A 26591-nucleotide genomic window follows, 5' to 3' on the forward strand; every position below is an offset into this window, starting at 1 on the left:
GATGTATCCGCTGTCGCGCCGCGCATTCCTGGGCTCTGCCGCCGCTCTGTCCGCCGCCGCCACCATCGGCATGCCGCGCATCGCTCGCGCCGCGGAATATGAGCTGAAATATGCCAACAACCTCCCCCTCTCCCATCCCCTGAACATCCGCGCCCAGCAGGCGGCGGAGCGGGTGGCGGCCGAGACCAAGGGCCAGGTGGAAATCAAGATCTTCCCCAACAATCAGTTGGGCGGCGACACCGACATGCTGGCGCAGGTGCGCTCCGGCGGCGTCACCTTCTTCACCCCCTCGGCGCTGGTGATCGCGACGCTGGTTCCGGTGGCCGCCATCAATGCGGTGGGCTTTGCCTTCGCCGATTATGACCAGGTCTGGAAGGCCATGGACGGCCCGGTGGGCACTCTGGTGCGCAATGCCATCGCCAAGTCCGGCCTCTATGCCTTCGAGAAGATGTGGGACAATGGCTTCCGCCAGAACACCACGTCCAACCGCCCCATCACCACGGCCAAGGACATGGACGGGCTGAAGATCCGCGTGCCGGTGAGCCCGCTCTCCATCTCCATGTTCAAGGCCCTGGGTGCCGCGCCGACCTCGCTGCAATTCTCCGAGGTCTATTCCTCGCTCCAGACCCGCATCGTGGACGCGCAGGAAAATCCCCTGCCCATCATCCAGGTGGCCAAGCTCTATGAGGTGCAGAAATACTGCTCCCTCTCCAACCACATCTGGGACGGCTATTGGTTCATCGCCAATGGCCGCGCCTGGCGCGAACTGCCGGCGGACCTGCAGAAGGTGGTGTCGGGGGCCATCAATGACGCGGGCCTCGCCCAGCGCGGCGACATCAAGAAGCTGAACGAGAACGTCCAGTCGGACCTGGAATCCAAGGGCCTGACCTTCAACAAGGTCGACCCGGCGAGCTTCCGCCAGAAGCTGCGCGACAACGGCTTTTATACCGAGTGGAAGGGCCGCTTCGGCGACGAGGCCTGGGCGCTGCTGGAAGGCGCGGTGGGCAAGCTCTGATCCGGCGGGGGCGCCAAAGTCTTCGTCACCGGGCGCGGCGCCCCGCCAAGATTGCCCCGATCTTCCCCAAGGTCATTCATGACTATTGCCTCGTCACGTGCGGGGTGCAGGGAAAGAACGCGCCAAGGTCCGGAATCTGGAACGGCACGGCTCAACTTCCCTTTGGTCATGCGGGACTTTTCCGGCCAGGTGCTTTCCATCTGGTCGGCTCCGGTTCTAAGACGCAGCATCGCGCAAGAACCGAAGCAATCAATCTGGAGGACGCCCATGTCCGGCCCCCATGCCGGCGCCACCCCGCTCGAGGTGCGCCAAACCGGAGCCCTTGGCCTGATCGACCTGTTCGACAAGGCCCTTGGTTTCCTCCTGGAGACCGTCGTCGCCGCCCTGGTGGTGGCGGAGATCGTCATCCTGCTCGCGGGCGTCGTCTCCCGCTATGTGATGCACGCCCCCCTCGTCTGGTCGGACGAGCTCGCCTCCATCCTGTTCCTGTGGCTGTCCATGCTGGGCGCCGTGGTGGCGCTGCGCCGCTCCGAGCACATGCGCATGGCCGCGCTGCTCACCCGCGTGAAGGCCGGCACCGCCGCCTTGCTGGAGGGCGCGGCGCTCACCGCGCCGCTGGCCTTCCTGCTGCTCATCCTCCACCCGGCCATTGAATATGCGCAGGAGGAAGGCTTCATCGTCACGCCGGCGCTGGAGATTTCCAATTCCTGGCGCGCCTCCGCCATTCCGGTGGGCGTCGGGCTGATGCTGGTGGTCACGCTCATCCGGCTGATCAAGCTGCGCGCGCCGCGCATGGTGCTGACCGCGCTGGCGCTGACCGCCGCCATCGTCGCCGCCTTCTGGCTGGCGGGGCCGCTCCTGAAGCCGCTCGGCCAGTGGAACCTCGTCATCTTCTTTGTCGGGCTGGTGGCGGCTTGCGTGCTCTCCGGCGTGCCCATTGCCTTTTCCTTCGCGCTCGCCACCTTCGCCTATCTGGCGCTCACCACCCGCACACCCATGCTGGTGATGGTGGGCCGGCTCGACGAGGGCATGAGCCATCTCATCCTGCTCGCGGTGCCGCTTTTCATCTTCCTCGGCGCGCTCATCGAGATGACCGGTATGGCGAAAGCCATGATCCAGTTCCTTGCGAGCCTGCTCGGTCATGTGCGCGGCGGCCTGTCCTATGTGCTCATCGGCGCCATGTATCTGGTGTCGGGCATTTCCGGCTCGAAGATCGCCGACATGGCGGCCATCGCCCCGGTCCTGTTCCCGGAAATGAAGAAGCGTGGCGCCCCTCCCGGCGATCTCGTCGCTTTGCTCTCCGCCACCGGCGCGCAGACCGAGACCATCCCGCCGTCCATCGTGCTCATCACCATCGGCTCGGTGACGGGCGTGTCCATCGCCGCCCTCTTCACCGGCGGCATGCTACCCGCCGTGGTGCTCGGCGCGACGCTGTGCACCGTGGTGTGGTGGCGCTATCGCAAGGAAGATCTGAGCCATATCCGCAAGCCGCCGGCCAAGGAGATCGCCAAGCTCGCTTTCATCGCGGCGCCGGCCATCGCGCTCCCCTTCGTCATCCGCGCGGCGGTGGTGGAAGGGGTGGCCACCGCCACCGAAGTCTCCACCATCGGCATCGTCTATGCGGTTCTGGCTGGCCTGCTGCTCTATCGCCAGTTCGACTGGCGGCGCCTGAAGCCCATGCTGGTGGAGACGGCGTCCCTCACCGGCGCCATCATCTTCATCGTCGGCTGCGCCACCTCCATGGCCTGGGGCCTCACCCAGTCCGGCTTCTCACAGAATCTGGCCAAGGCCATGGGGTCCATCCCCGGCGGCAGCGCCGGCTTCATGGCCATTTCCATCGTCGCCTTCGTGATCCTGGGCAGCGTGCTGGAGGGCATTCCCGCCATCGTGCTGTTCGGCCCCCTGCTCTTTCCCATCGCCAAGGCCGTGGGCATCCACGAGGTGCACTATGCCATGGTGGTCATCTTCGCCATGGGCATCGGCCTCTTCGCCCCGCCCTTCGGCGTTGGCTATTACGGCGCCTGCGCCATTTCCAAGATCCATCCCGACGAAGGCCTCAAGCACATCTGGGGCTATGTGGCGGCGCTCCTGGTGGGCCTGGTGATCGTCGCCGCCGTGCCGTGGATCTCCATCGGATTCCTGCGTTTCTAACCGACCCTCGAGGTGCGTCATGAGCCGATTTTTCGGCGAGATCCGGCAAGCCGGCTATGTGGTGGAAGATATCGAAGCCGCCATGGATTATTGGAGCCGCGTGCTGGGCATCGGCCCGTGGTTCTACAATCCGCGCGTGCCGATCGTGAACTACACCTATCGTGGCGAACCCTATGAGGTGCACAATTCGGTGGCGCTGGCCAATTCCGGGCCGCTCCAGATGGAGCTGATCCAGATCCGGAACGACGCGCCCTCCATGTATCGCGACTTCCTGAAGGCAGGGCGCACCGGCCTCCAGCACGTGGCCTACTGGACCAAAAATTACGACGAAGACCTCGCCCGCCTGCTCGCCCAGGGCTTCAAGCCGGCCATGAGCGGGGAAGTGGGCGAGAAGGGCCGCTTCATCTATTTCGACACCGAATATCATCCCGGCACGGTGATTGAATTGTCCGAAGTGGCGGGGCCGAAGGGCAAGCTGTTCAAGCTCATCCGCGAGGCCTCCATCGGCTGGGACGGCACCGACCCGGTGCGTCCCTTCCCCGATCTCGCCACCCTCTGAGGCCCCGACATGAGCGCCCCCGATCGCACGATCGGCGCCGGCGGGGAGGCCACGCGCTTCTCCGCCTCCTATCTCATCGAGACCCCGTTCGCCCCGGAAAAGGTGGCGGAGGTGATGGCCGGGGAGCAATCCTGCGGCACCTTCACCCGCGTCCATGGCGAGACCGACGCCCTGCGCGAACGCGCCCGCGCCGAAGTGACGGCCATCGAGGATTTGGGGCAGGTTTCCGAACCGAGCCTCCCCAACGCATACCTTGCCAAGCGCAGCACCCAAGGCCCCTATCGCCGCGCCCGCGTGCACCTGTCCTTCCCCATCGCGAATGTGGGGCCGAACCTGCCGACGCTTGCGGCGACGGTGGCCGGCAATCTCTATGATCTCGGCGAAGTCACCGGCCTGCGGCTGGAAACCGTCACCTTGCCCCCCGCCTTCCGCGCCGCCTTCGACCTGCCCCGCCAGGGGGTGGCCGGCACGCGCCGGCTGACGGGGGTGGCGGAGGGGCCGCTGGTGGGCTCCATCATCAAGCCCAATGTGGGCCTCTCGGCGGAAGAGACCGGCGCACTGGTGGGGGACCTGTGTGCCGCCGGCCTCGACTTCATCAAGGATGACGAAATCTCCGCCGACCCCGCTTATGCCCCCCTTGCGGTACGCATTCCGGCGGTCATGGCCCGCGTGCGCGCCCATGAGGACCGCACCGGCAAGCATGTGATGGTGGCCTTCAACATCACCGACGAGACCGACGCCATGCGCCGGCATGCGGATCTGGTGGCGAAGGAAGGCGGCTCGTGCGTCATGGCCTCGCTGAACTGGTGCGGCTTTTCCGCCATCCAGACTCTCCGGCGCAGCACGGATCTGGCCTTGCACGGCCACCGCAACGGCTTCGGCGCCCTCTCCCGCCATCCGCTGCTGGGCATGGGCTATGACGCCTACCAGGTGCTCTGGCGCCTGACCGGCGTCGACCACATGCATGTGCATGGCCTGGAAGGAAAGTTCGCGCAGGAGGATGAGGAAGTCATTTCCGGCGCCCGCGCCAGCCTCACGCGGCTGGCCGGCGCGGTGGACGACCGGGTGATGCCCGCCTTCTCCTCCGGCCAATGGGCCGGCACCGTGCCGGCCACCTGGAACGCCATTGGCGAGATGGACCTGCTCTTCATGTCGGGGGGCGGCATCATGGCCCATCCCGGCGGGCCGGCGGCGGGCGTCACCTCCATCCGACAGGCCTTCGCGGCGGTGGCGGCGGGGCAGTCGCTGGACGAGGCGGCACGCAGCGCGCCGGAACTTGCGGCGGCACTGGCCTTCTTCGGGGCGCGCGGCTGATGACGCCCGGCCCGCATTATGGCTGGTATGGCGACGATTTCACCGGCGCCAGCGACACGCTGGCGACGCTGACCCGCGCCGGCCTCAAGGCGTTGATGTTCCTGGGCGTGCCCAAGCCGGAGCATCTGGCGCGGGCGGGCGAGCTCGACGCCGTGGGGATCGCAGGCGCCACCCGCGCCATGGGGCCGGACGAGATGGCGGCGGAGCTGGAGCCGGCGGGGGCCTTCTTCGCGGCTTTGGGCGTGCGGCTGTTGCACTACAAGGTCTGCTCCACCTTCGACAGCGCCCCCCATGTGGGCAATGTGGCGGTGGCGGCGCGCACGCTTGGGCGGCACTTTCCCAATCCCCTCCTGCCCCTCATCGGCGGTCAGCCCAGCATCGGGCGCTATTGCGCCTTCAGCACCCTGTTCGCCGCCGCCGGCACCGGGGGCAACGTCTTTCGCATCGATCGCCACCCCACCATGGCCCGCCATCCCGTCACGCCAATGGGCGAAGCGGACCTGCGGCTGCATCTGGCCGCGCAGGGGCTGGATGATGTGCAAGGCGTGCATCTGCCCGCTTATGCGACCGGCACCGCCGGGCTGGAGGCGCGGCTGGCGGAACGGGGCGACGCCGGGGCGGTGCTGTTCGACGTGACGGAGGCGAACCACCTTCCCTTGTTGGGCGAAATGCTCTGGCGCCGGGCGCAGACGCGCCCCCTGCTCGCCATCGGGGCCTCCAGCGTGGCGGAAGCGGTGGCCGGCCATTGGAACTCTGGCGCGCCCTTGGGCGCCCCGCCGCGCCTGAAGCCGGCGGACGGGCCGCTGCTCGTTGTGGGTGGGAGCCTCTCCCCTGTCACCGCCCGGCAAGTGGCCACCGCCACGTCCTTCGCCCCCGTGCCGCTGGACGGCGGTCGCCTCGCCGCCGATCCGGCCTATGGTGAGGCGCAGGCGGTCGCGCTTGCCCATCACCTCGCCGCCGGCCGCTCGGTCCTCACCTGGACGGCGCCGGACAATGCCGCCGCCGCCGACACGACCCTGTCCGCCACGCTCGCATTGCGCACCGCCGCGCTCCTCGCCCGCGTGCTGGAACTGAGGCCGGTGGGTCGGGTGGCCGTGGCGGGAGGCGATACGTCAAGCCGGGCCATGCAGGCGCTGGGCCTGTGGGGCTTGAGCTATGTCACCGCCCCCGATCCGGGCGTGGCCCTCTGCCGTGCCCATGCGGATGATGCCCGCCTCGACGGCATGGAAATCCTCCTGAAGGGCGGGCAGATGGGCGGCCCGGACCTGTTCGAGCGCCTGTTGCACGGGGCTTGAACGTCCCTCCGGCGTGCGGGGCGCCGGAGGGACCATCGCCTGTCACTCGGCCGCGCCTCCCGCCTCGCCGGCATGCCAGGTGCGCATGGTCCCCCGGTCCCGACCCGTGGCCACCGCCGAGAGGCCGTAATGGCGCGCCAGCCGGCTCAGCCCGAGGCCGAGCACCACCTTGGCGGTGCGCGCCGGCCAGCCGCGCTCCTGCTCCACCGCCTCCAGGCCCTTGAGGAAGCAGCACACATCCAGGAGCACGCCGCTCAGCTCGGGCCCCACGGTCGCGAGCGCCCGATCGAGACGGGCCTTGGCGGCCAAGACCTGCTCGCTGAAGGCAAGGCCCCCCTGCCCCGGCCCGGCCCGGCCGGCGGGATCCCAATTGGTGGTCATGCGCGGGGTGAGGCCGGCGCGGGTGAAATCGGAGCGCAGGCGCTCCCCCGCCACCAATTGGGCGGCATCGATGAGCGCGGTGCCGTCGCGCCCCTTGCGCTGGGCGAGCCAAGCCAGAGGGCTTTCCGCCAGATCCACCTGAACCTCACGCTCGGCACCATCCAGGCGAATACGCTGCATCGCCACCGGCCGCGCAGGATGGCCGGCACGGGCCGCGCGCCGTCCACCCGCACGGCCGCGCGAGCTGAGAGAGGTGCGCCCGCTCATGCGCGCCTCCACACATGCTGAGCCGCCTCCCGCGGCCCGCTGCGCGGTGGAACGCTTCCTTGAAAATAATCTCCACTACCCATCTTGCCATCTCCGATATAGGTCTTTTATCCTATTTTCAGTTTCACGCAGACACCAAGTGGTTGCCGGGGAGGCGAATTTCTCAGGGGCTCGAAAGGACAGATGAGGGGTTTGCTTGGCGGGAAGACAGGACGGAATGCCGCCACGCCCGCATCATAGGATCATTGTCAGACACTCTTCAAGGGAGATTTTCCCATGAACAGACCAGGACTGGCGCGCCAGGCACCGCAGGAGTGTGCCGGCCAGCGTCGGCGGACAGCCCGCCGCGCCATTGTCGGCTTCGCCCCGGGCGACCGGGAGGGCGACATCCAACGCCATATGGAAGGCTTGGCCTTGATGGGCTCGGCAGATGGCCTGCGGGCCAATCTGCGTGCGGCGCGCCGCGCCCGCCTCAGCGCCACGGGGCGCAGCGATCCCGGCCGCCATGCGGCCTTGCTCCGCCTTCTCAAGCAAAAGGCGCCGCCCGTGGGACGCTGATGGGGGCGCAAGACGGCCCCGCCCCTACGGGAGGGGGAACGGGCAAGAAAAAAGCGCCGCCCTCTCGGGCGGCGCCTTGGAAACACGCGATGGACCGCGACTGCGCTCAGCGGCGGCGGCGGCGCTGCTGGCCGAGGCCCATCTGCTTGGCGAGCTCGGAGCGCGCCTGCGCGTAATTGGGGGCGACCATGGGATAGTCGGCCGGCAGGCCCCACTTCTCGCGATACTGCTCGGGGCTCATATTGTACTGCGTGCGCAGGTGGCGCTTCAGCGACTTGAACTTCTTACCATCTTCCAGGCAGATGATGTAATCAGGCGTCACCGACTTCTTGAGCGGCACGGCCGGCTTCAGCGGCTCGGGCGCCGGCTCGGCCTCGCCCTTGGACACGCGCTGAAGAGCGGCGTGGACTTCGTTGATGAGGCTCGGCAGATCGGCCGCCGCGACCGAATTGTTGCTGACATACGCAGAGACGATATCCGCAGCCAGCTCGATATAGGAGGTCGATTCCATTGCGTCGCTCATTGGACTTTCTTCAAGGTTTGAAGAGAAGATAGGGTTTTCCACATGGACCACCCTGCACCCTCTCGCATACGCTGAAAATCAGCTCCGCGTCCAAGATGCAGCGAGTCGATGACCACTGTTTCTAGGTAGTTATGTTGAAGCAGAGTGAATTGCAAGTTCATTCTGCCAATCTCAACCCTTCTTCTTCTCTGCCCGTGAGGAAAGCGGTTCAGCCCTCCCGCAGCACTAGCATCGTTCCAAGTGCACCCGCGCCACGCAGGGCTTATGCATCAGAAAGTTTCCGCATGCATTAGCATTGTGCGCCATGGGGCGCCTTGCGATGCAGCAAGCCAATGCATATCTCAGCCGGCGAAAGTGTCGCGAGGGCTTGCGCTGACCGATGGAACTGCCCACCAGGCAGAGCGTTCGGTTTCACGCATAAATGAAGGGGACGTACACCTCAGCATTTCGGTGCCCTCATGAAGCGGTTTTCCTCGTTTCCCCTGCCCCATTCTCTTCGCGACTCTTCCCGAAACCGACGACGCCTCGGAGGTGGCCATGGCCGACGAAAACGCGGGACGCAAGATCATCAAAAGTGAAACCGAGTGGCAGTCGTGCCTGACGCCAGAACAGTTTCGCGTTTTGCGCGAAAATGGCACCGAGCGCGCCTTTACCGGGCCCTATTGGGATGAGAAGCGCGCGGGGCGTTATCGGTGCGCCGCCTGTGGCACGGAACTCTTCGGCTCCGACACCAAGTTCGATTCGGGCACGGGCTGGCCGAGCTTCTTCGCCCCCGTCTCGAAGGAAGCGCTCGCGCTTCACGAGGATGTCAGCCACGGCATGCGCCGCATCGAGGTGCGCTGCGGCACCTGCGACGGGCATCTGGGGCATGTCTTCCCCGATGGCCCGCAGCCCACGGGCCTGCGCTTCTGCATGAACGGCACCGCCTTGTCCTTCGCCCCGGAGTCCGCCGACCATGACTGATGTTGCCGCCGCCGCGCCCGCCCTTCCGCAGGCGCCGCGCAAGCCGTTCAGCCGGCAGGTGCATGGCGTCACGCTGGAGGACGACTATGCTTGGCTGAAGGCCAAGAACTGGCGGGACGTCATGCGCGACCCCGCCGTGCTCGCGCCCGACATCCGCGCCTATCTGGAGGCGGAAAACGCCTATGCGGACGCCTATTTCGCCCCCCACAAGGGCCTGCAGGAACTCCTGGTGAAGGAGATGCGCGGGCGCATCAAGGAGGACGATTCCTCCGTGCCCGCCCCCGACGGCCCCTATGCCTATCTCTCCCGCCACCGCCAGGGCGGCCAGCATCCGCTCTATTGCCGGACGCCGGTGGAAGGCGGGGACGAAGAGATCCTGTTCGACGGCGACAAGGAGGCCGAGGGCAAGGCCTATTTCCATTTGGGCGGCATCCGCCATTCGCCCGATCACCTGCGCCTTGCCGTGTCGGTGGATGAGGCGGGTTCGGAACTCTACACCCTGCGCGTCCGCGACCTTGCCACCGGGCAAGACTTGCCGGACCTGGTGGAAGAAACCACCGGCGATCTTCTCTGGTCCGCCGACGGCACGCGGCTCTTCTACATCCGCCGCGATGCGGAGCACCGCCCCTCCAAGGTCTATCGCCATGTGCTCGGCACCGACCCGGCGGGCGACGTGCTGATCTATGAGGAGCCGGACAAGGGCTTCTTCGTCTCGCTGGGGGAAACCCAGTCCCGCGCCTTCGGCCTCATCGCCTGCGGCGACCACGAGACCTCCGAAGTACACCTGATCGATCTGTCCGAGCCGGACGCGCCGCCGCGCCTGGTCGCCGCCCGCGAGGTGGGCGTGCGCTATGACGTGGAGCATCACCCCGACCTCGGCGGCGAGGACCGGCTGCTGTTCCTCACCAATGCAGGCGGGGCGGAAGACTTCAAGATCGCCATGGCCCCCACCGCCACCCCGACGCGGGCGCATTGGACGGACCTCGTGCCCCATCGCCGGGGCCGGCTAATCCTGAGCCAGGTGGCGTTCCGGGGCTTCCTGGTGCGGCTGGAGCGGGAGGACGGGCTGCCGCGCATCGTCATCCGCACCGTCTTCTCCTCCGACGAGCATCCCATCGCCTTCGATGAGGAGGCCTATGCGCTCGGCATGGATGGCGGCTACCAGTTCGACACCAACGAACTGCGCTTCACCTATGCCTCCATGACCACGCCGGCGGAGGTGTGGGCCTATGACATGCACACGCGCGGCCGCCACCTCCTGAAGCGCCAGGAGGTGCCCAGCGGCCATGATCCCAAGGCCTATGTGACCCGCCGCATCCAGGCCCCCGCGCCCGATGGGGAGAGCGTGCCCGTCACCCTGCTCTACCGGGCGGACCTGAAGCGCGACGGCTCGGCGCCGTGCCTGCTCTACGGCTATGGCGCCTATGGCATCACCATTCCCGCCGGCTTTTCCACCGCGCGGCTGTCCCTGGTGGATCGCGGCTTCGTCTATGCCATCGCCCATGTGCGCGGCGGCACGGACAAGGGCTGGCACTGGTACCAGGACGGCAAGCTGGAGGGGAAAACCAACACCTTCACCGACTTCATCGCCGCCGGCGACCATCTGGTGGCGGAGGGCTTCACCAAGCCCGACCGCATCGTGGCGCAAGGCGGCTCGGCGGGCGGCATGCTCATGGGGGCGGTGGCGAACCTGCGGCCGGATCTGTTCGCGGGCATTATCGCCGAAGTGCCGTTCGTGGACGTGCTCACCACCATGCTGGACGACACGCTCCCCCTCACCCCGCCCGAATGGCCCGAATGGGGCAATCCCATTGAAGACGCGGACGCGTTCGCCCGCATCCGCGCCTATTCGCCGGTGGATAATGTGCGGACGCAGGACTACCCCGCCATTTTCGCGCTGGCGGGGCTCACCGATCCGCGGGTGACCTATTGGGAACCGGCCAAGTGGATCGCCCGCCTGCGGGGCGCCAATACATCGGAGCATCCCATCCTGCTGCGCACCAACATGGATGCGGGCCACGGTGGCGCCTCCGGCCGTTTCGACCGGCTGGAAGAAGTGGCCCTCACCTATGTCTTCGCACTGAAGGTGACCGGTCACATCGCCTGACCAATTGTCTTCCCATGTGATGGTTACCCCCTCCGCGAGGGGCGCCATTACATGGGACGGACAGGTTAAAAGACAATGCAAGTTTTCGTAACGCAAGGAGAAAACGCAGAGGAAAGCAAGACTCGTATTGCTCCATGCTGGCGTCTTGACTAATTTTCACCCCCATTAGACTCGCGATGTGCCGGACGGGGGCCTGGCTTATGAGCGTGCTTGAGAATTCGGGCTATCTGGATTTCACCAGCTGGGGCACCACCACCGCGACCTCGGTGCAGCAGGCCTACGGCTTCGACCCGGCGAACATCCAGCCCTATCTGGGCACGGCGCCCATCTACAATGTGGCGCTCATCCTGCCCCGCGCCAACGATCCCACCGCGCTGCTGCAAAGCGATTGGGCGACCCGCCAGTCCACCATCGCCCAGATGGAGGCGGACGGCACGCTCTGGACCACCTATGGCGCGGATCCGGCCACCTATGATGCCGCCGTGGCCGCCCTCACCACCATGGGCATTTCCATTCTCGGCGACGCGGACGCCACCGGCGGCCATGTGAGCTCGGCGGCCTCGCGCACCATATGGGTGAGCCTGACGCCGGCGCAGTTCAGCCAGTTGTTTGGCACCCAGTTGCTGATGAATGACGAGGCCGGCAACTTCAGAGTGTTCTACGAGGGCGACCTGTCCCTGCCGGCCGACATCCCGGCGACCGGCCTCTATATTGAGGGCGCCTATGGGGCGGCGGTGGAGGCGCAGACGGGCACCTCGGTGAACCTGCAGCCGGGGCCGCAGAGCGAGGGGAATTCCTCCACCGCCTCCCAGACGCTCCCCCCGCAGGACATTGCCGACCTCTATCACCTGCCGCTGACCGGCAATGCCGCCGTCGACGGAACGGTGGCCCTGGTGGAGCCCGTTTTCGGCTCCGCCATGCCCACAGGCTCCACCCTCACCCTGGACGATGGGCTGGCAAGCTACCTGTCCGCCATCCACGTCACCGGCGCGCCGCAAACCTACACCGTCGCCAATGGCGGGCAGGAATTCCCGCCGGGCAGCACGTCAGACGAGCGCTCCATGGACGTGGGCGTGGTGGCGGCGATCAATCCCTATTCCACCATTGGAATTTATGCCGGCTCCGGCTTAAGCGGCGGCTCCACCTTCTCGACCTATCAGGGCATCATCTGGGACCTCGCCCACGATCCCTCGGTGCTGTCCTCGTCCTTCGGCGACGTGGCTCTTCCCGCACCGGATTCGCCCTTCTTCGCCGCCTTCCAGGACCTTTACGTGGATGCCGCCCTGCGCGGCCTGTCGGTTTTTATCGCGTCAGGCGATGGCGGATCGGGTGGCGAGCAGGCGACCGGGCTTCCCAACTTCCAGGCCGGCAGTTCCTCGCCTTATGTGACGCTCGTGGGCGGCACCTCCATGAGCCTCGTGCCGGCGGCCGAGGCGGACGCCACCCTGGCCGGACTGCTTGCCGCGGTGGAGGCGCAGGATCTCGACACGCTGAGGATGCTGGTGGAGGGCGGGCTGACCATGGCGCCCACCGCCCTGAATGCCTACAATGCCCTCGTCGAGACGGTGTGGAACCAGTACGACCTGCGCAGCAGCGGCCTTTTTCCCGGCTATCTGGTGAACGCCACGGGAGCCGGCGCCGTCGACACGCGCCTCCCCATCCCGTCCTATCAGGACCAGTACGGCCTCACCCCCACCAACCCCATGGGCCAGACGGGGCGCGGCTTGCCGGACGTGTCCGCAAACTCCGGCGGCAACCTGTCCTATCTTGTGCCGAGCTACGATTTCTCGACCACGACGCCCGATGGCGGCACCAGTGCCTCAGCCCCCTTCTGGGCGGCGCTGGCGCTCCAGGTGAACACCATCTTCGAGGCCCAGCTGCTGCCGAACCTCGGCATGTCCAACGATTTGCTCTATATCGCGTCCGCCATCGCGCCCGGTGCCTTCAACGACGTGCAACTGGGCAACAACATCTCCACCTATGTGGCCGGCGGCACGCTGGTGACCGATACCCGCGGCGGCGGCACCACCACCATCACGCCCACCGGCCTCGGCTATGAGGCGGAACCGGGCTATGACCTGACCACCGGCCTCGGCACGCCCAACGGCACGCTGCTCGCCCGCGCGCTCGCCACCATCGGGCAGACGCAGATGCACCCCCACGCCACCGCGGTGCTGGAGGATACGGGGGACGGCATCCATTATGTCTCCGGCGCGACCCAGAGCCTCATCGTGCAGTCCAGCCTCGCCCAGGCCACCACGTTCGGCCTGACGGTGGATGGGCATGCCTCCACCTTCGCCGGCGCCATGGGCGATGCCTATGCCTGGAACGCCGCCTTCGCGCAGAAGGCCCTCCAGGCCAATTTCGCGCCGGAGCTTGTCACCCTGTTCGACCGGCAGGCGCAGGGCACGATCACGCAGATGGAGGTTGCGGCGGGTGCGCACCTCTCCGTGGACATCGGTGGCGCGGCTTTGGACGGCGACCAGGTGGACCTGACGGCGGACTATGGCTTCGGCAGCTTTGCCGGTACGGCGGGCGCGGTGGAGGTGGCGCGGGCCGTGGCAGTGGCCAGCACCGCCGGCGGCCTCGACGACCAGACCGCCATTGTGCGCCTGCGCCAGAACGGCGTGTTCGACCTTGAGGTGCAGTTCTACAAGGTGGACGACCTCAGCGGCACCATTGCCGGCCTCACACCGGGCTCGGCGGGCTATGCGGCGGCGGCGCAGGCCCGGGCCTACCTGACCGAGGACGGCGACACCTGGGTGGAAGGCGCCGGCTATGGCGCCTATTCCCGCGATTTGATCTACGGTGTGGATGCTGGCGACCTCATCGCCATGCGCCTGTTCAACGGCAGCGAGACCTTCTGGGCCTTCGCCGGCGCCAATGAGAAGGTCAGCGGACAATCGGTCGCCCATCTCATGGGCTACGGCCTCAACACCTGGGGCTGGGAAGACACCTTTGGCGGCGGCGACCACGACTATAACGACCTTGTGGTGCAGCTGGATTTTTCCAGCGCGTACACGGCGGCGAGCCTCGGCAATGCGCCGGAATGGCTGGCCTGATGCCACCCCGCGTGACCTCCGGCCGGTCCGCAGCCGGCGGTGGCACGTGAGGTAGCCCCGCGCCCCGGATCGCCTATGGCCCGCATGCGCCTTGTCCGAGGCTGTCCAAACCGCCGGAATCCTCCATTAAATTTCAGTCACGGTGCGGGTTTAGGCCAATTGTGGCGCTTCCAAGACTTGCGGCCGGAATGTGGCCGGGACACACTTGGAAACGGATGCACCACGCCCAGCGGCGCGCGGCGTCCGTGTCGGAGACGGGCCAGCAAGAGCCCAAAGGTGCGAGGGGGGTGTGGCCATGGTTCCGTCTTCCCGCGCCGGCCTGCGGGCCACACACCCGCCATGTACCGCCCGATCCTGATCCTTCCCTCCGCCGCCGCCTTCCCGCCGGTCCGCCCCCACAGGTTCCCCCACAGGTTCCCCCACAGGTTCCCCCATGAGCGCCTCCACCGAGATTGCAAACTCCTCCTTCCTGGATTTTGCCGCCTATGGCCTGCTCCAGCCCGGCACAAACACGGTGCAGGCGGCCTATGGCTATTCCAACAGCGAGATCGAGGCGGCCACCAACGGCAACTCCATCAATATCGCGCTGGTGTTCGACCGGGCCAACGATCCCACGGCGCTCCTGCAGAGCGACTGGGCCACCCGCCAGCAGACGCTCGCCACCCTGACGCCGCAGCAGCTCTGGAACACCTACGGCGCGGACCAGACCACCTATAACGATACGCTGCAGTGGCTTCAGAACCAGGGCTATCACGTGCTCGGGAGCCACGCCGCCACCACCGGCGACTATGTGACCTCGCAGGAGTCGCGCACCATCTGGCTGTCGCTGAACGCCACCGAGTTCCAGGATCTGTTCGGCGCCCAGCTCATGAAAGCAGGCGTCGACTCCAGCGGTTACGATTTCCTGTTCTGGGACGGCAATCTCAGCCTGCCGGACAATATCGCCCCCGGCATTGCCGGCCTGTGGGTGGACAATGGCAGCTGGCCGCCCACCGCACAGGACCTCACGGGCGGGGCCTCCACCACCTTGCCGGTGGGCCCGCAGAGCATCGGCAATTCCACCACGGCGGACACCAATGTGGACCCGCAGGACGTGGCCGCCGGCATCTATAATTTCCCGCTCGACGGCGAGACGGTGCAGACGGGGCTGATCGGCTTCATCGAGCCGGGCATCGGCACATCGGTGCCGGGCTCCACCAGCTTCCAGGACCTGCTGGAGCAGTATCGCACGGCGGTGGGCGTGACCGGCACCGGCACCGCCTATGCGCAAGGCGAGGCGGGGGCGTCGACGGGGGCCAGCAGCGGCGAGCGCTCGCTCGACGTGGGAATTGCCACCGCCATCAATCCCAATAGCGACCTCGCCCTCTATGTGGGCTCCGGCTATAGCGGCTGGGCCTTCGCCGGCACCTATACGGCGTATCAAAGCGCCTTCTGGCAGACCCCGACGGGGCTTCCGGCCGGCACCTTGCCGCCGGTCATCTCCTCGTCCTGGGGAGACGAGGCGATCCAGTCGCCCAACTCGCCCTTCTACTGGGCCTATTGGCAGCTTTACATCGACGCGGCGCTCCAGAACCAGACGGTGGTGATCGCCCTCGGCGATGGCGGCTCGGGCAACGAGACCGCCAACGGCGTCACCAATGTGGAGGCCAATGCCTCGAGCCCCTTCACATTGGTGGTGGGCGGGACCTCTGTCTCGACACCCGCGACGGCCGTCGACGACCCCACCCTCGCCTCTCTCCTGGCCTCGGCCCAGTCCGGGAACATGGCGACCATCTGGCAATTGGTACAGGGCGGGCTGAAGGCGCCCTATTCCGACCTCACCGGCGTCAGCACCTTCGTGGAGACGGTGTGGAACGAATATGACGTGACCACCGCCAACAAGATCGTGGATGGCGGCTATCTGGACAACAATACCAGTTCAGGTGGCGTGGACACCACGCAGCCGCAGCCGGGCTACCAGACCGATTATGGGCTCACTTCCACCGATCTGGTGAGCGGGCTGCCCGGCCGGGCGGTCTCCGACGTGTCCGCCAATGCCGGCGGTAACATGTTCTACTGGACCCCCAAGGGCGACATGACCGGCCTCACCGGCGAAGGCGGCACCAGCGCCGCGACGCCGCTCTGGGCCGCGCTCATCACCCAGTTCAACACCATCTTCGCCGACCAGGGCCTGCCGAACCTCGGCTACATGAACGACTTGGCGTACCTGGCCTCGGCCATCGCGCCCGGCGCCTTCAACGACATCACCATGGGCAACAATACGTCCAGCTTCTATATGGGCGGCGCCTACGAATCCGACGGCTCCCAGATCACCCCCACCGGCTATGGCTATGAGGCGGGTCCGGGCTTCGACCTCATATCGGGGCTTGGCACGCCGAACGGCGTGCTGCTGGCCCGCGCGCTTTCCGCCATCGCCCACACCCAGATGTATTTCGACCCGACACCGGTGCTGGAAACCTCGGGCAGCGCCTGGGTGTCGTCCACCTCGCAGAGCCTCCTGTTCCAGTCCACGGGCCTGGGCGATGAGGAAATCTCGCTGAATTTCAGCAAGATAACGAACACCTCCACCAATACGGCCTCGGCCGCCTATGCCTGGACCAGCCAGCTCGCCCAGCAGAGCCTCCAGTCGGATTTCTCGGCTGAGCTCGTCACCATGTTCGACCGCCAATCCCAGGGCACGCTCTACCAAACCCATGTGGACGCGGGCACCGATGTATCGGTCTCCATCGGCGGCACCGCCGCCAGCGCCTACCAGGCGGCGCTCACCTCCGACTATGGCTTCATGGAGTTTGCCAATGCCAATGGCGCGGTGGAGGTGGCCCGCCCGGTGGCGGTGGCCTTCACCGCCGGCGGGGCAGATGACATGGACGTGGTGGTGCGCCTGCGGCAGAACGGCATGAATGAGAGTTCGGTCACCTTCTACAAGGTGGACGACTTCGCCGGCACCATTGGCGGGCTGGCGCCCGGCCAGGCCGGTTATGCGACAGCCGCCGCCGCCCGCGCCTACCAGACCGAGGCGGGCACCACCTCCGTCACCGGCGCCGGTTATGGTCAGTACAGCCAGACCGAGATCACGGGCGTCGACCATGGCGACATCATCGCCATGTCGCTCACCTCCGGCGGCCACACCTATTGGGCCTTCTCATCCGCCAACGAGCAGATGAACGGGCAGAATGTGGCGCACCTGTGGAGCTACGGCCTGAACACCTTCGGCTGGGAGGACCTCTATGGCGGCGGCGACCACGATTATAACGACCTCGTGGTCCAACTCGATTTCACCAGCGCCACCGGCCACGACTGGCTGGTGTGAGGCTCCCCCTTACGGCAGCAGGGGGAGGTGGCCGGACTTGATGAGGTAGAGCGCCCCTGTCACCGTTACCACCGAGGCCGCCGTGCCCAGCAGCACGGCGGCGGAGGCTTCCTCCACATAGATGCGATATTGGCGCGCCAGCACGAAGCAATTGAGCGCCGGCGGCAAGGACGCCATGAGCACCGCCGTCTGCACCCAGGGCACGAGGAAGGTGCCGAGGCTGGTCATCACCACCAGCGCGATGGCCGGGTGCACCAGCAGCTTGATGACGAGCAGCGGCGGCAATTCGCGCGGCACATGGCCGAGCGGGCGCAGCGCCACCGTGACGCCGAGCGCGAACAGGGCGCAGGGGGCGGCGGCATTCTTCAGGAAGTCCAGCATCCGCTCCACCGCGCCCGGCGCGCGGAACTCGAAGGCGGCGGAGACGATGCCCAGCAGGGTCGCCACATTGAAGGGATGGGTCAGCACCCGGCGCACCACCAGCAACAAGGTGGCGCCGATATGCCCTTCCCTTTTCTGCACCGCCATGAGCAGCGGCACGAGGGTGAAGAAGAACAGGCTGTCGCAGGCGAAGATGAGCGCGGCCGGGGTGGCCGCTTCCTGCCCCAGCGCCGCCAGCGTCAGGCCCGGGCCCATATAGCCCACATTGGCATAGGCCCCCACTGTGGTGGCGATGGCCGCCTCGCCCACATTGCCCCGCCGGAGCCAGAGCGCGAGGCCGAGTGCCAGCAGCGCGCAGGCCGAGGTCGAGATCACCACCGCCAGGATGAAGCGCGGATTGACCAGCTCGGCGAACGGGGTCTGCGAGACGATGCGATAGAACAGCGCCGGCAGCGCCAGATAGATGATGAAGAAGGTGAGCCAGGCCAGCCCCTCCTCCGGCAGGCGCACGAAGCGCCCGCAGCCATAGCCGAGGAAGATCAGCCCGAAGAAGGGCAAGGCAAGGCCGATAATGTCCGACATGGAGACCTGTAGCGCGGGCGCAAGCGGGGCGGGACGCCATTGGTAGCGGGCGCATCGCAGGGGGAGAACCCTCGCGCCGGCATGGGCGCGGGCGGGACGATGCGCTGGCGGCAAGGCGCGCGGGTAGAGGTTCGGAAGGTTGAGATTGGCGATTTAATTGACTAGGAAACCACATTGGGGTAGTTTCCTATTCAATCAAGTGAGGTTTACGGTGCCCCCTTCCCCTTCGCCCACGGTGTCCGACCTCGATGCGCATCTGGGCTTCCATTTGCGCGCCGTTTCCAACCATGTGTCCCAGGCCTTTGCCGGCAAGCTCGCGGGCCAGGGGGTCACCACCGCCGAATGGGTGGTGCTGCGCGCCCTCTATGGCGCCCCGCCCACCGCGCCGAGCCAACTGGCGGCGCGCCTCGGCCTGACGCGCGGCGCCATCACCAAGCTGGCGGACCGCCTCATCGCCAAGGCCTTCCTGACCCGCACCGCCAGTCCCGAGGACGGCCGGGCCCAGACCCTCGCCTTGACCCCGGCGGGCACCGCCTTGGTGCCGGACCTTGCGGCATTGGCCGACCGGAACGACGCCGACTGCTTCGGCGTGCTGGATGCGACCGAGCGCGCCACGCTCAAGGCGCTCCTTGCCCGCATCGCCGCCCATTGCCGCATCACCGCGGCGCCGGTGGAATGACCCGCCCCAAAGGAACGCCCCCATGGACATCCGAAGCACCGAGATTGCCCGCTTTTGCCTTGCCGCCGCCGAGGCCGACACCCTGACATTCCCTGAGATCGTCGGCGCCCTGATGGATGCGGGATTCGAGGGCTATGCGGTGGATTTCCGTGCGGCCCGCGCGACCTATTACCGGCCCGATGGCAGCATTCTGGACCTGCCGACCCACGCCTTCCACACAGCCATCGCCGACAAATTCGACCTCGCTCCCATCCAGGCCGCCATCAGGGCGGCGCAGACGCAGGCGCCGGGCTACAGCTATCAAGGCTTCTGCCGCACCGTGGCTGCGGCGGGCTGCGCCTCCTATCTGGTGTCGTTCCTGGGCCGGCGGGCGGTCTATCTGGGCCGCACGGGCGAGAGCCATGTGGAACTCTTCCCCAGTTGAAGGGCGCAGACGGCCTTCCAGCCCCTTGCAAGCGCCCCCGCGCCCCACTATCAACAGCCCCGCGCAGACATCGTCGCGGCCCCCCTTGAAACCTCGGGGCGCTCAGCGTAGGTTCCGCGTCCTCGCCGGCACCCCTTGAGGTGCTGCGCTGTGCAGCTGTAGCTCAGTTGGTTAGAGCGCCGGTCTGTGGAACCGGAGGTCGGTGGTTCGAGCCCACCCAGCTGTACCATTCAAAACTCCCCTTCCCTTGATCCCTTGCCGTGCGTGCAACCCTCCTGCGCGCGCCATGCGGGTCAGGGCATAGCTGCCCGGCTCGCGCGGCGGGCACGGTGTTGTATAAGACTCAACCGCCTCCGGCCCGGCTTCCCTGTCGGCCGGCGCCTTCCCGGTTGATCCCGACCCGCCTTCCTCACCGAGCGCGCGCCAGGTCCGCCTCACCGCCTGTCCGACGTCCCTATGGCCGCCATTCTCACCGCCCTTGTTCCCGTCGCCCTCGTGGTCGCCCTCGGCGTCGCCCTCAAGCGGCGCTTCCTGCGTGATCCCGCCCATTGGTTCGGCATGGAGCAGCTGACCTATTTCGTCCTGTTCCCGGCGCTGCTGGTGGTGTCGGGCGCGCGGGCGGATCTCAGCAAGGTCAATCTGGTGGGCGTCATCGGCGCCTTCACGGCCATGCTGGCGGTGCTGGGGGCGGCGCTGCTGATCGCGCGTCCCGCCCTGGAGCGGGGCATAAGCGTGGACGGGCCATCCTTCACCTCCCTGTTCCAGGGGGTGCTGCGCTGGAACACCTATGTGGCGCTCGCCGCCGTGGGCGGGCTTTATGGGGCGAGCGGCATCACGGTGGCGGCGGTGGCCCTCGTGTGCCTGGTGCCCATCGTCAATGTGATCTGCGTCGCCGTGCTCTCGCGCTATGGCGGCACGGGCAGCACCTCCATCGCGCTCATGCTCCGCCAATTGGGACGCAACCCGCTGATCTGGTCGTGCGCCGCGGGCATGGCCATCAATGTGCTGAAAGTGCCGGTGCCAGCGGTGATCCTGGAATTCGGTGATGTGCTGGGCCGCGCTTCGCTGGCCATCGGCCTGCTGGTGGTGGGCGGCGGGCTGGTGCTGCGCGATCTGGCGCGGCCGCGCCTCGTGACCTATCTGGCGGCGGGGCTGACCTTGGTGGTGAAGCCGCTCATCACGCTGGCGGCGGGGGTGGCGCTGGGGCTGTCCGGCCTGGAACTGACCGTCATCGTGCTGCTCGCCGCCGTGCCCTCGGCGCCGGCGGGCTATGTGCTGGCGCGGCAGATGGGCGGCAATGCGCCGCTGCTGGCGGAAATACTGACCGTGCAGATCGTCTTCGCCGCCTTCACCATGCCGGTCATCACGCTCATCGCCATGAAGGTGGCGGGCGGCTGAACGCCGCCCCCAATCCCACCTCGGCTGACATGAAAAGGGCGGCCGAAGCCGCCCTGTCATTCCGTGCTCAGCACGGCGCCCAATAGCCGGCGCCCCGGGTATTGGTGGGGAACCAGCACTGGCCGGAGGGCGGCGGGGGCGCCACATAGACCGGCTGCGGGGCCGGCTGATAATAGACGGTGGGCGGCGGCGGGGCCGGCGCATAATAGACGGGCGGCGGCGGGCTGCTGGCGGCACCCGCAATGGCGGCCGCACCCAGGATGCCCAAAGCGATGCCCGCGCCGACGGCGGCCCCGTTATTGTTGTTATGGTTGTTGTAATAATAGCCGCCGCAATTCCAGCAGCGGGGCGGCGGCGGGCCGGGAGGCCCCCAGCCGGGACCCCAGCCACCGGCAAAGGCGGGAGCGCCCGCCGAAACGGTCAGCAGCGCGGCAAGGCCGGCGACCGCAACCTTCTTGCTGAAGGTGACCATGGTTCAAGCTCCATCCGGGGGCGTCGAAGCGAAAAGGACCGCCCCTCAATCGATCGTGATCCTAGCTGCGCAATGGGTTCCGAATTATGTCCGGTCCCCAGGCCTTCGCGTTGATTTAAAGGCGTTTTCGGGCTTGCTGCGCGCCATTGTGGCGTTTTCCCGACGCGCCGCTGGACAGCTGTTCATCTCCCCCGCCTTTCTCGTTGCGCCATAAGAGCGCCGCGCCCGTGAAGCCGGAGTTAACCGCCCCCCTCAGGCGGCCCGCGCTGCGCCGCACGCGCGCACTTCCATCTTGCGAGCCGCGCCCACAAGCGCTATGCAAGCTCCTGCATCAAGAGTTGGGCAAAAGGGCCCGACGCCAACCTGCTTTCCCGAGCAAGGTGGAGCTCCCACGGTGGGAGGATGTGGCCGAGGCGGCAACGAAACGGGCGATCCGATCCGAGCTCCGTCCCGCGCCAAGGTGAGACAGGGTTTGGACATGCCGATCAAGATTCCGGACACGTTGCCCGCACGCACCACCCTCGAGGCCGAGGGCGTGGTGGTGATGCGCGAGACCGACGCGGCCCGCCAGGATATCCGGCCGCTCAAGCTCGGGCTGCTCAACCTGATGCCCGACAAGCCCCGCACGGAAACCCAGTTCGCGCGCCTCTTGGGCGCCGTGCCGCTGCAGGTGGAATTGTCCCTGGTGCACATGGGCAGCCACACGCCGCGCCACACCTCCGCCGACCACATGGCCGCCTTCTATCGCACCTGGGACGAGGTGCGGCAGGAGACGTTCGACGGCTTCCTCGTCACCGGCGCGCCGGTGGAGACCCTGCCGTTCGAGCAGGTGGGCTATTGGGACGAGCTGCGCCGCCTGTTCGACTGGACGCAGCGCCATGTGCATTCCACCATGACCATCTGCTGGGGCGCTCAGGCCGCGCTCCAGCACTTCCATGGCGTGCCCAAGCACGAGCTCAGCGCCAAGCTCTCCGGCGTCTACAGCCACCGGGTGGAAGCCCCCGCCTCGCCCTATCTGCGGGGTTTCTCGGACGACGTGGACATTCCCGTTTCGCGCTGGACCGAGGTGCGTCGCGCGGACCTGCCGGGAGAGGACAAGGTGCGGGTTCTGCTGGAATCCGACGAAGCGGGCCTCGGCCTGCTGGAGGACGTGGAGCGCCGCCTGCTCTTCATGTTCAATCATCTGGAATATGAGGCGGGGACGCTGGCGGCCGAATATGCCCGCGACAGCGCCAAGGATCCCTCAACCCCGGTGCCGGCCCATTATTTCCCCGGCGACGACCCCACGCGCGCCCCGCGCAACCGCTGGCGCGGTCATGCCCACCTGTTCTTTTCCAACTGGATCAACGAGATCTACCAGACGACCCCCTATCACCTGGACGAGATCGGCCGCTGAACACAAAAGGCCGGGCGCCCCAGGGCGGCCCGGCCTTTTTCTCGGGATCACCGTGCGTCACACCCGCACGGAGCGCCGTCCGATGATGGCGAAGCGCAGGCGGGAGGAGATGAAGTCGATCACCGCCACCATGATGAGCATCATCAGGATGAGGAAGCTCACCTTCTGCCATTCCAGGATGCGGATCTGTTCCGCCAGATGCAGGCCGAGGCCGCCCGCGCCGACAATGCCCACGATGGTGGACTGGCGGGAATTGGACTCGAAATAATAGAGGATCTGGCTCGCCAGCACCGGCAGCACCTGGGGGAAGAGGCCGAAGCGCACCCCTTCCAGCGGCCCCCCACCCGAGGCGGTGATGCCTTCCACCGGCTTGTGGTCGCTTGCTTCCACCGCCTCCGAGAAGAGCTTGCCCAATTCGCCGATGGACGAGGTGGCGATGGCCAGGATGCCGGCAAAGGGCCCAAGGCCCACCACTGTCACATAGATCAGCGCCCAGATGAGCTTGTCGACGCCGCGGAACACATCCAGCACCCGGCGCACGAGCGTGTGTATCAGCGGATTGCGCACCACATTCTTGGCCGCCAGCAGGCCGAACGGCAAGGCGAGCACCGCGCCAGCGAACGTGCCGAGGAAGGCGATGGCCAAAGTCTCGCCCAAGGCGTGCATGTAGAGCGGCAATTGCTTGCCCGGATCGGGCGGCATCATCAGGGTGAGGAAATGGAAGAGCTGGGCAAGGCCAGTGCCGATGCGGGCCAGCGAGAAGCCCAGATGCCACAGCGCATAGGCCACGAGCAGCGCCATGCCGCCCAGCAGCACCCAGCCGGTGATGCGCCCGGCATCGGTGGCGCGGAAATGCTGCGGATAAAGCGCCTTCAAGCGCGCCTGTTCAGCCGGATCGAAGGCGAGACGGGCCCGGTTCATCGGCCGGCCTCCATGCTGATGAGCCGATGGCGGATGCGCTCCGTCACCAGGTCGATGATGGTGACCGTGGCGATGATGAGCAGGAGGATGGCGGAGACGTCGGAATAGTAGAATTTGCGGATGGCCTCGACCAGGTCCTGGCCGATGCCGCCCGCCCCCACGAAGCCCATGATGGCCGCCTCGCGCACATTGATCTCGAAGCGCAGCAGGCCGTAGGAGGCGAAGTTGGAGAGCACCTGCGGCATCACGGCCAGCCGCACCGCCTGAACCCAGGAGGCGCCGGCGGCCGTGGCGCCCTCCACCGGCTTCATGTCGATATTCTCCACCACCTCGGCGAACAATTTGCCCAGCGCGCCCATGGTGTGGATGGCGAGCGCCATGACGCCCGGCATGGGACCGAGGCCGAAGGCCACCACGAACAGAAGCGCGAACACGATCTCCGGCACCGTGCGGCAGAATTCCAGCAGGCGGCGGGCGGCAAAGCGGATGGTGGTGTTGCGGGTGAGATTGGCGGAGGCGAGGAAACACAGGGCGAGCGCGCCGATGACGCCGAACACCGTGCCGAGATAGGCGATCAGGATGGTATCGGCCAGCAGCTTCAGCCAGCCATCCAGGTTCCAGTACCATTCGGCGAGATCCGTGCCGAGCTGGTCGAGCCGCAAGGTGGGCAGGATGTTCCAGAAATAGTCGCCCAGCCGGAAGGCATTGGCGGCGAAGACCGAGGGCTTCACCTCGCCCCACCAGCAAGACAGGGCAATGCACACGGCCACCACGCCGGCGGCGATGAGCGAATGGCGACGGCGCGCGGCCACCGCCTCGTCATAGAGGCGCGCGAGCGGCGCGATCTGCTCTGCGGGGAGGCGGACGACGGTATGGGCCAAGGCGCGCGGATCCGGTGGCAGGGGCAAAGGGCGAAAGAAAGGGACCAAGAAAGAAAAAGGCGCGGCCGTCTCCGGCCGCGCCCTCAAATCCTCAGGACGCCTTCTTCTTGCGCAGGTCGTCCACGAACTTGTTCAGCTCGATGATGGCCTGGTAGGAGGAATTGTCCACCGGCTGCCACACCTGCTGCTTGCCTTCATAGATCTTGTCGAAGGCGGCCTTGTCGTTCTTCTCGATGGAGAAGAAGGCATCGCGGATCTTGGCCTTGAGGTCCGCCGGCAGGCTGTCCAGATAGGCCAGCGGCGAATTCACGATCTGGTCGGACTTGAAGATGATGCGATAGTCCGAATACTTGGCCATCCCCTTGCGCTCCATGCGCATGAGGTTGGATTCCTGCTCGTCATTCCACCAGTTGAAGGCGGCGTCGCAGGTGCCCTGCTGCACGCCGATGACGGCGTTCTCGTGGGAGCCGGCATAGACCACCTTGCCGAAGAACTGGTCGGGCTGGATGCCCATCTTGTTCATGGCGAAGCGCGGGACATTGTTGCCGGAGGTGGAGTTGGGATCCACCAGGCAGAGATTCTTGCCCTTCAGGTCCTCGATGGACTTGTAGGGGCTGTCGGCCTTCACATAGAGCACCGAATGGTAGCCCTTGGTGCCGTCCGCATTCACCTCGATGGCGAAGGCCTCGATCTTGGCGCCGGTCATCAGCGCGCGGGCGAAGGAGGACGGGCCGTAGGAGGCGATGTGGATGTTGCCGGCGCGCTGGCCCTCGATCACCGCCGCATAGTCATTGGCGATGCGCAGCGTGACCTTGGTGCCGATTTCCTTGGTCAGGTAGCTCATGAGCGGCGCGTAGCGCTCGGTCACGCCCGAGGCATTCTCGGCGGGGATGATGGCGAACACCAGCTCGGGATACTGGGCCTTCCAGTCCTGGGCGAGCGCGGCGCCCGCGGACATGGCCAGCGCAGCGCCAGCGGCGATGAGGGTACGGCGGGTCAGCATGTGTCTTTCCTCGACCATGGGGAAACGGAAAACGCGGAAACGCGGCAAGGCGATGGGCGGCGCGCATGCGCCGACCGGCCGGGCGGCGGGCCGCCCGGAAGGACAAAGCTCGTTTGCAGAACCTGCGGTCAGACCGCGACGGCGGCCTCGGCCGGAGCGCCCACGGGCTCGGGCCGGGGGGCGACGTCCATCACCTCCCCCGCCTCCAGCCCATAGAGATCGCGCGCCACGTCCTCGGTGAGGGCGGCGGGCGCGCCGTCGAACACCACCCGGCCGCCCGCCATGCCCACCAGCCGGTCGCAATAGGTGCGGGCGAGGTCGAGCGAGTGCAGGTTGCACAGCACGGTGATGCCGAAATGCTTGTTGATGCGCAGGAGCGCGTCCATCACCACCTTGGTGTTGCGCGGATCCAGAGAGGCGATGGGCTCGTCGGCGAGGATCAGGCCCGGCTCCTGCACCAGAGCGCGGGCGATGGCGACGCGCTGCTGCTGGCCGCCGGACAGGCTGTCGGCCCGCTGGCCGGCGAAGGAGGCCATGTCGAACTGGTCGAGGGCGGAGAGCGCCATGGCCTTGTCGTCAGCGCTCCAGCTCTTGGAGAGCGCGCGCCAAGCCGGCATGGTGGAGAGGCGCCCCATGAGCACGTTGGTGAGCACGTCGAGACGGCCCACCAAGTTGAATTGCTGGAACACCATGGCCGCCTGGGCGCGCCATTGGCGCAGCGCCTGGCCCTTGAGGCCCGTCACGTCGCGCCCGTCATACAGGATGCGGCCACCGGTGGGATCCTGGAGCCGGTTCACCATGCGCAGCAAGGTGGACTTGCCCGCGCCCGACCGCCCGATCACGCCCACGAAGGCGCCGCCGCCGATCTGGAGATTCACGTCCGACACCGCCACCTTGTCGCCGAAGCGGCAGGTGAGGCCTTCCATCACGAGCATAAGCCGTGCTCCGG

At 66.9% G+C, this 26591-nt stretch carries 22 protein-coding genes, 1 tRNA gene and 1 riboswitch; of the genes, 15 read left to right on the plus strand and 8 right to left on the minus strand.

Annotation, left to right across the window (positions count from 1 at the left end):
• Position 1: 1 nt before the first annotated feature.
• From J5J86_RS23035 to J5J86_RS23055, 5 genes are all read left to right on the plus strand, one after another.
• On the plus strand, positions 2-1015 hold the full coding sequence (locus J5J86_RS23035; RefSeq protein ID WP_209102488.1) for a TRAP transporter substrate-binding protein: 1014 nt from the start codon (positions 2-4) through the stop codon (positions 1013-1015).
• A gap of 267 nt (positions 1016-1282) precedes the next feature.
• Entirely contained in the window at positions 1283-3166 is a 1884-nt protein-coding gene (locus J5J86_RS23040; protein ID WP_209102489.1) for a TRAP transporter large permease, read from the plus strand.
• 19 nt (positions 3167-3185) lie between these two features.
• Positions 3186-3725, plus strand: coding sequence for a VOC family protein (locus J5J86_RS23045; protein WP_209102490.1), 540 nt, complete (start codon positions 3186-3188; stop codon positions 3723-3725).
• Positions 3726-3734: 9 nt separating this feature from the next.
• Complete coding sequence (locus J5J86_RS23050) at positions 3735-5039, plus strand: ribulose-bisphosphate carboxylase large subunit family protein (RefSeq protein WP_209102491.1); 1305 nt, start codon at positions 3735-3737, stop codon at positions 5037-5039.
• The gene (locus J5J86_RS23055) at positions 5039-6334 is read left to right on the plus strand and encodes a four-carbon acid sugar kinase family protein (protein WP_209102492.1); all 1296 of its coding nucleotides are present in this window, start codon (positions 5039-5041) and stop codon (positions 6332-6334) included. The genes J5J86_RS23050 and J5J86_RS23055 overlap by 1 nt, the downstream gene beginning before the upstream one ends.
• A 42-nt stretch (positions 6335-6376) precedes the next feature.
• On the opposite strand, the gene J5J86_RS23060 is transcribed toward J5J86_RS23055, so the two are convergent.
• Positions 6377-6982: a DUF6456 domain-containing protein gene (locus J5J86_RS23060; protein WP_247657785.1), complete on the minus strand. Its 606-nt coding sequence runs from the start codon at positions 6980-6982 to the stop codon at positions 6377-6379.
• A gap of 276 nt (positions 6983-7258) precedes the next feature.
• On the opposite strand from J5J86_RS23060, the gene J5J86_RS23065 reads away from it, so the two are divergent.
• The gene (locus tag J5J86_RS23065; RefSeq protein WP_209102496.1) at positions 7259-7540 is read left to right on the plus strand and encodes a hypothetical protein; all 282 of its coding nucleotides are present in this window, start codon (positions 7259-7261) and stop codon (positions 7538-7540) included.
• 106 nt (positions 7541-7646) lie between these two features.
• On the opposite strand, the gene J5J86_RS23070 is transcribed toward J5J86_RS23065, so the two are convergent.
• Entirely contained in the window at positions 7647-8063 is a 417-nt protein-coding gene (locus J5J86_RS23070; RefSeq protein WP_209102498.1) for a MucR family transcriptional regulator, read from the minus strand.
• A gap of 537 nt (positions 8064-8600) precedes the next feature.
• On the opposite strand from J5J86_RS23070, the gene msrB reads away from it, so the two are divergent.
• From msrB to J5J86_RS23090, 4 genes are all read left to right on the plus strand, one after another.
• Positions 8601-9026 carry a peptide-methionine (R)-S-oxide reductase MsrB gene (gene msrB / locus J5J86_RS23075; protein WP_209102500.1) on the plus strand — a complete coding sequence of 142 codons (426 nt, stop codon included), beginning with the start codon at positions 8601-8603 and terminating at the stop codon, positions 9024-9026.
• The gene (locus J5J86_RS23080) at positions 9019-11133 is read left to right on the plus strand and encodes a S9 family peptidase (RefSeq protein ID WP_209102501.1); all 2115 of its coding nucleotides are present in this window, start codon (positions 9019-9021) and stop codon (positions 11131-11133) included. Before msrB ends, J5J86_RS23080 begins: the two co-directional genes overlap by 8 nt.
• Positions 11134-11333: 200 nt before the next feature.
• Complete coding sequence (locus tag J5J86_RS23085; RefSeq protein WP_209102503.1) at positions 11334-14195, plus strand: DUF4114 domain-containing protein; 2862 nt, start codon at positions 11334-11336, stop codon at positions 14193-14195.
• 433 nt (positions 14196-14628) lie between these two features.
• Positions 14629-17505, plus strand: a complete 2877-nt coding sequence (locus tag J5J86_RS23090; RefSeq protein ID WP_209102505.1) for a DUF4114 domain-containing protein — start codon at positions 14629-14631, stop codon at positions 17503-17505.
• A 9-nt stretch (positions 17506-17514) separates the two neighbouring features.
• Here the strand turns inward: J5J86_RS23090 and J5J86_RS23095 are convergent, their stop codons facing one another.
• Positions 17515-18468: an AEC family transporter gene (locus J5J86_RS23095; protein WP_209102506.1), complete on the minus strand. Its 954-nt coding sequence runs from the start codon at positions 18466-18468 to the stop codon at positions 17515-17517.
• Positions 18469-18679: 211 nt separating this feature from the next.
• Between J5J86_RS23095 and J5J86_RS23100 the strand changes: the two genes are divergently transcribed.
• From J5J86_RS23100 to J5J86_RS23115, 4 genes are all read left to right on the plus strand, one after another.
• Positions 18680-19147 (plus strand): MarR family winged helix-turn-helix transcriptional regulator, encoded by a 468-nt coding sequence (locus J5J86_RS23100; protein ID WP_209102508.1) that lies wholly within the window; start codon positions 18680-18682, stop codon positions 19145-19147.
• A gap of 22 nt (positions 19148-19169) precedes the next feature.
• Positions 19170-19571, plus strand: coding sequence for a DUF1398 domain-containing protein (locus tag J5J86_RS23105; RefSeq protein ID WP_209102510.1), 402 nt, complete (start codon positions 19170-19172; stop codon positions 19569-19571).
• Between the two features lie 152 nt (positions 19572-19723).
• Positions 19724-19800 (plus strand) — tRNA-His (locus J5J86_RS23110).
• 227 nt (positions 19801-20027) lie between these two features.
• Positions 20028-20969, plus strand: a complete 942-nt coding sequence (locus J5J86_RS23115; protein WP_209102512.1) for an AEC family transporter — start codon at positions 20028-20030, stop codon at positions 20967-20969.
• Between the two features lie 67 nt (positions 20970-21036).
• Here J5J86_RS23115 and J5J86_RS23120 read toward each other — a convergent pair whose 3' ends face one another.
• Positions 21037-21441, minus strand: coding sequence for a hypothetical protein (locus tag J5J86_RS23120; RefSeq protein ID WP_209102514.1), 405 nt, complete (start codon positions 21439-21441; stop codon positions 21037-21039).
• Between the two features lie 323 nt (positions 21442-21764).
• Positions 21765-21875: riboswitch (SAM-I-IV-variant riboswitch) on the plus strand.
• Positions 21876-21919: 44 nt separating this feature from the next.
• Between J5J86_RS23120 and J5J86_RS23125 the strand changes: the two genes are divergently transcribed.
• Complete coding sequence (locus J5J86_RS23125) at positions 21920-22837, plus strand: homoserine O-succinyltransferase (protein WP_209102516.1); 918 nt, start codon at positions 21920-21922, stop codon at positions 22835-22837.
• Positions 22838-22894: 57 nt separating this feature from the next.
• Here J5J86_RS23125 and phnE (J5J86_RS23130) read toward each other — a convergent pair whose 3' ends face one another.
• The 4 genes from phnE (J5J86_RS23130) to phnC form a co-directional block, all read right to left on the minus strand.
• On the minus strand, positions 22895-23758 hold the full coding sequence (gene phnE / locus J5J86_RS23130) for a phosphonate ABC transporter, permease protein PhnE (protein WP_209102518.1): 864 nt from the start codon (positions 23756-23758) through the stop codon (positions 22895-22897).
• On the minus strand, positions 23755-24639 hold the full coding sequence (phnE, locus tag J5J86_RS23135; RefSeq protein ID WP_209102520.1) for a phosphonate ABC transporter, permease protein PhnE: 885 nt from the start codon (positions 24637-24639) through the stop codon (positions 23755-23757). Before phnE (J5J86_RS23135) ends, phnE (J5J86_RS23130) begins: the two co-directional genes overlap by 4 nt.
• Before the next feature lie 91 nt (positions 24640-24730).
• Complete coding sequence (gene phnD, locus J5J86_RS23140) at positions 24731-25642, minus strand: phosphonate ABC transporter substrate-binding protein (RefSeq protein WP_209102522.1); 912 nt, start codon at positions 25640-25642, stop codon at positions 24731-24733.
• A gap of 128 nt (positions 25643-25770) precedes the next feature.
• Entirely contained in the window at positions 25771-26577 is an 807-nt protein-coding gene (gene phnC, locus J5J86_RS23145) for a phosphonate ABC transporter ATP-binding protein (protein WP_209102523.1), read from the minus strand.
• Positions 26578-26591 lie beyond the last annotated feature (14 nt).

Source organism: Aquabacter sp. L1I39, assembly GCF_017742835.1.
Taxonomy (GTDB): Bacteria; Pseudomonadota; Alphaproteobacteria; order Rhizobiales; family Xanthobacteraceae; genus L1I39.

What these genes read in the sequence shown, in the direction of transcription:
- J5J86_RS23040 (WP_209102489.1), top strand. Translation starts at nt 1,283, where the DNA reads ATGTCCGGCCCCCATGCCGGCGCCACCCCGCTCGAGGTGCGCCAAACC.
- msrB (WP_209102500.1), top strand. Translation starts at nt 8,601, where the DNA reads ATGGCCGACGAAAACGCGGGACGCAAGATCATCAAAAGTGAAACCGAG.
- J5J86_RS23120 (WP_209102514.1), bottom strand. Translation starts at nt 21,441, where the DNA reads ATGGTCACCTTCAGCAAGAAGGTTGCGGTCGCCGGCCTTGCCGCGCTG.
- phnC (WP_209102523.1), bottom strand. Translation starts at nt 26,577, where the DNA reads ATGCTCGTGATGGAAGGCCTCACCTGCCGCTTCGGCGACAAGGTGGCG.
- J5J86_RS23070 (WP_209102498.1), bottom strand. Translation starts at nt 8,063, where the DNA reads ATGAGCGACGCAATGGAATCGACCTCCTATATCGAGCTGGCTGCGGAT.
- J5J86_RS23050 (WP_209102491.1), top strand. Translation starts at nt 3,735, where the DNA reads ATGAGCGCCCCCGATCGCACGATCGGCGCCGGCGGGGAGGCCACGCGC.
- J5J86_RS23080 (WP_209102501.1), top strand. Translation starts at nt 9,019, where the DNA reads ATGACTGATGTTGCCGCCGCCGCGCCCGCCCTTCCGCAGGCGCCGCGC.
- J5J86_RS23055 (WP_209102492.1), top strand. Translation starts at nt 5,039, where the DNA reads ATGACGCCCGGCCCGCATTATGGCTGGTATGGCGACGATTTCACCGGC.
- J5J86_RS23090 (WP_209102505.1), top strand. Translation starts at nt 14,629, where the DNA reads ATGAGCGCCTCCACCGAGATTGCAAACTCCTCCTTCCTGGATTTTGCC.
- J5J86_RS23105 (WP_209102510.1), top strand. Translation starts at nt 19,170, where the DNA reads ATGGACATCCGAAGCACCGAGATTGCCCGCTTTTGCCTTGCCGCCGCC.
- phnD (WP_209102522.1), bottom strand. Translation starts at nt 25,642, where the DNA reads ATGCTGACCCGCCGTACCCTCATCGCCGCTGGCGCTGCGCTGGCCATG.
- J5J86_RS23085 (WP_209102503.1), top strand. Translation starts at nt 11,334, where the DNA reads ATGAGCGTGCTTGAGAATTCGGGCTATCTGGATTTCACCAGCTGGGGC.
- J5J86_RS23095 (WP_209102506.1), bottom strand. Translation starts at nt 18,468, where the DNA reads ATGTCGGACATTATCGGCCTTGCCTTGCCCTTCTTCGGGCTGATCTTC.
- J5J86_RS23035 (WP_209102488.1), top strand. Translation starts at nt 2, where the DNA reads ATGTATCCGCTGTCGCGCCGCGCATTCCTGGGCTCTGCCGCCGCTCTG.
- J5J86_RS23115 (WP_209102512.1), top strand. Translation starts at nt 20,028, where the DNA reads ATGGCCGCCATTCTCACCGCCCTTGTTCCCGTCGCCCTCGTGGTCGCC.
- phnE (WP_209102518.1), bottom strand. Translation starts at nt 23,758, where the DNA reads ATGAACCGGGCCCGTCTCGCCTTCGATCCGGCTGAACAGGCGCGCTTG.
- J5J86_RS23045 (WP_209102490.1), top strand. Translation starts at nt 3,186, where the DNA reads ATGAGCCGATTTTTCGGCGAGATCCGGCAAGCCGGCTATGTGGTGGAA.
- J5J86_RS23065 (WP_209102496.1), top strand. Translation starts at nt 7,259, where the DNA reads ATGAACAGACCAGGACTGGCGCGCCAGGCACCGCAGGAGTGTGCCGGC.
- J5J86_RS23060 (WP_247657785.1), bottom strand. Translation starts at nt 6,982, where the DNA reads ATGAGCGGGCGCACCTCTCTCAGCTCGCGCGGCCGTGCGGGTGGACGG.
- J5J86_RS23125 (WP_209102516.1), top strand. Translation starts at nt 21,920, where the DNA reads ATGCCGATCAAGATTCCGGACACGTTGCCCGCACGCACCACCCTCGAG.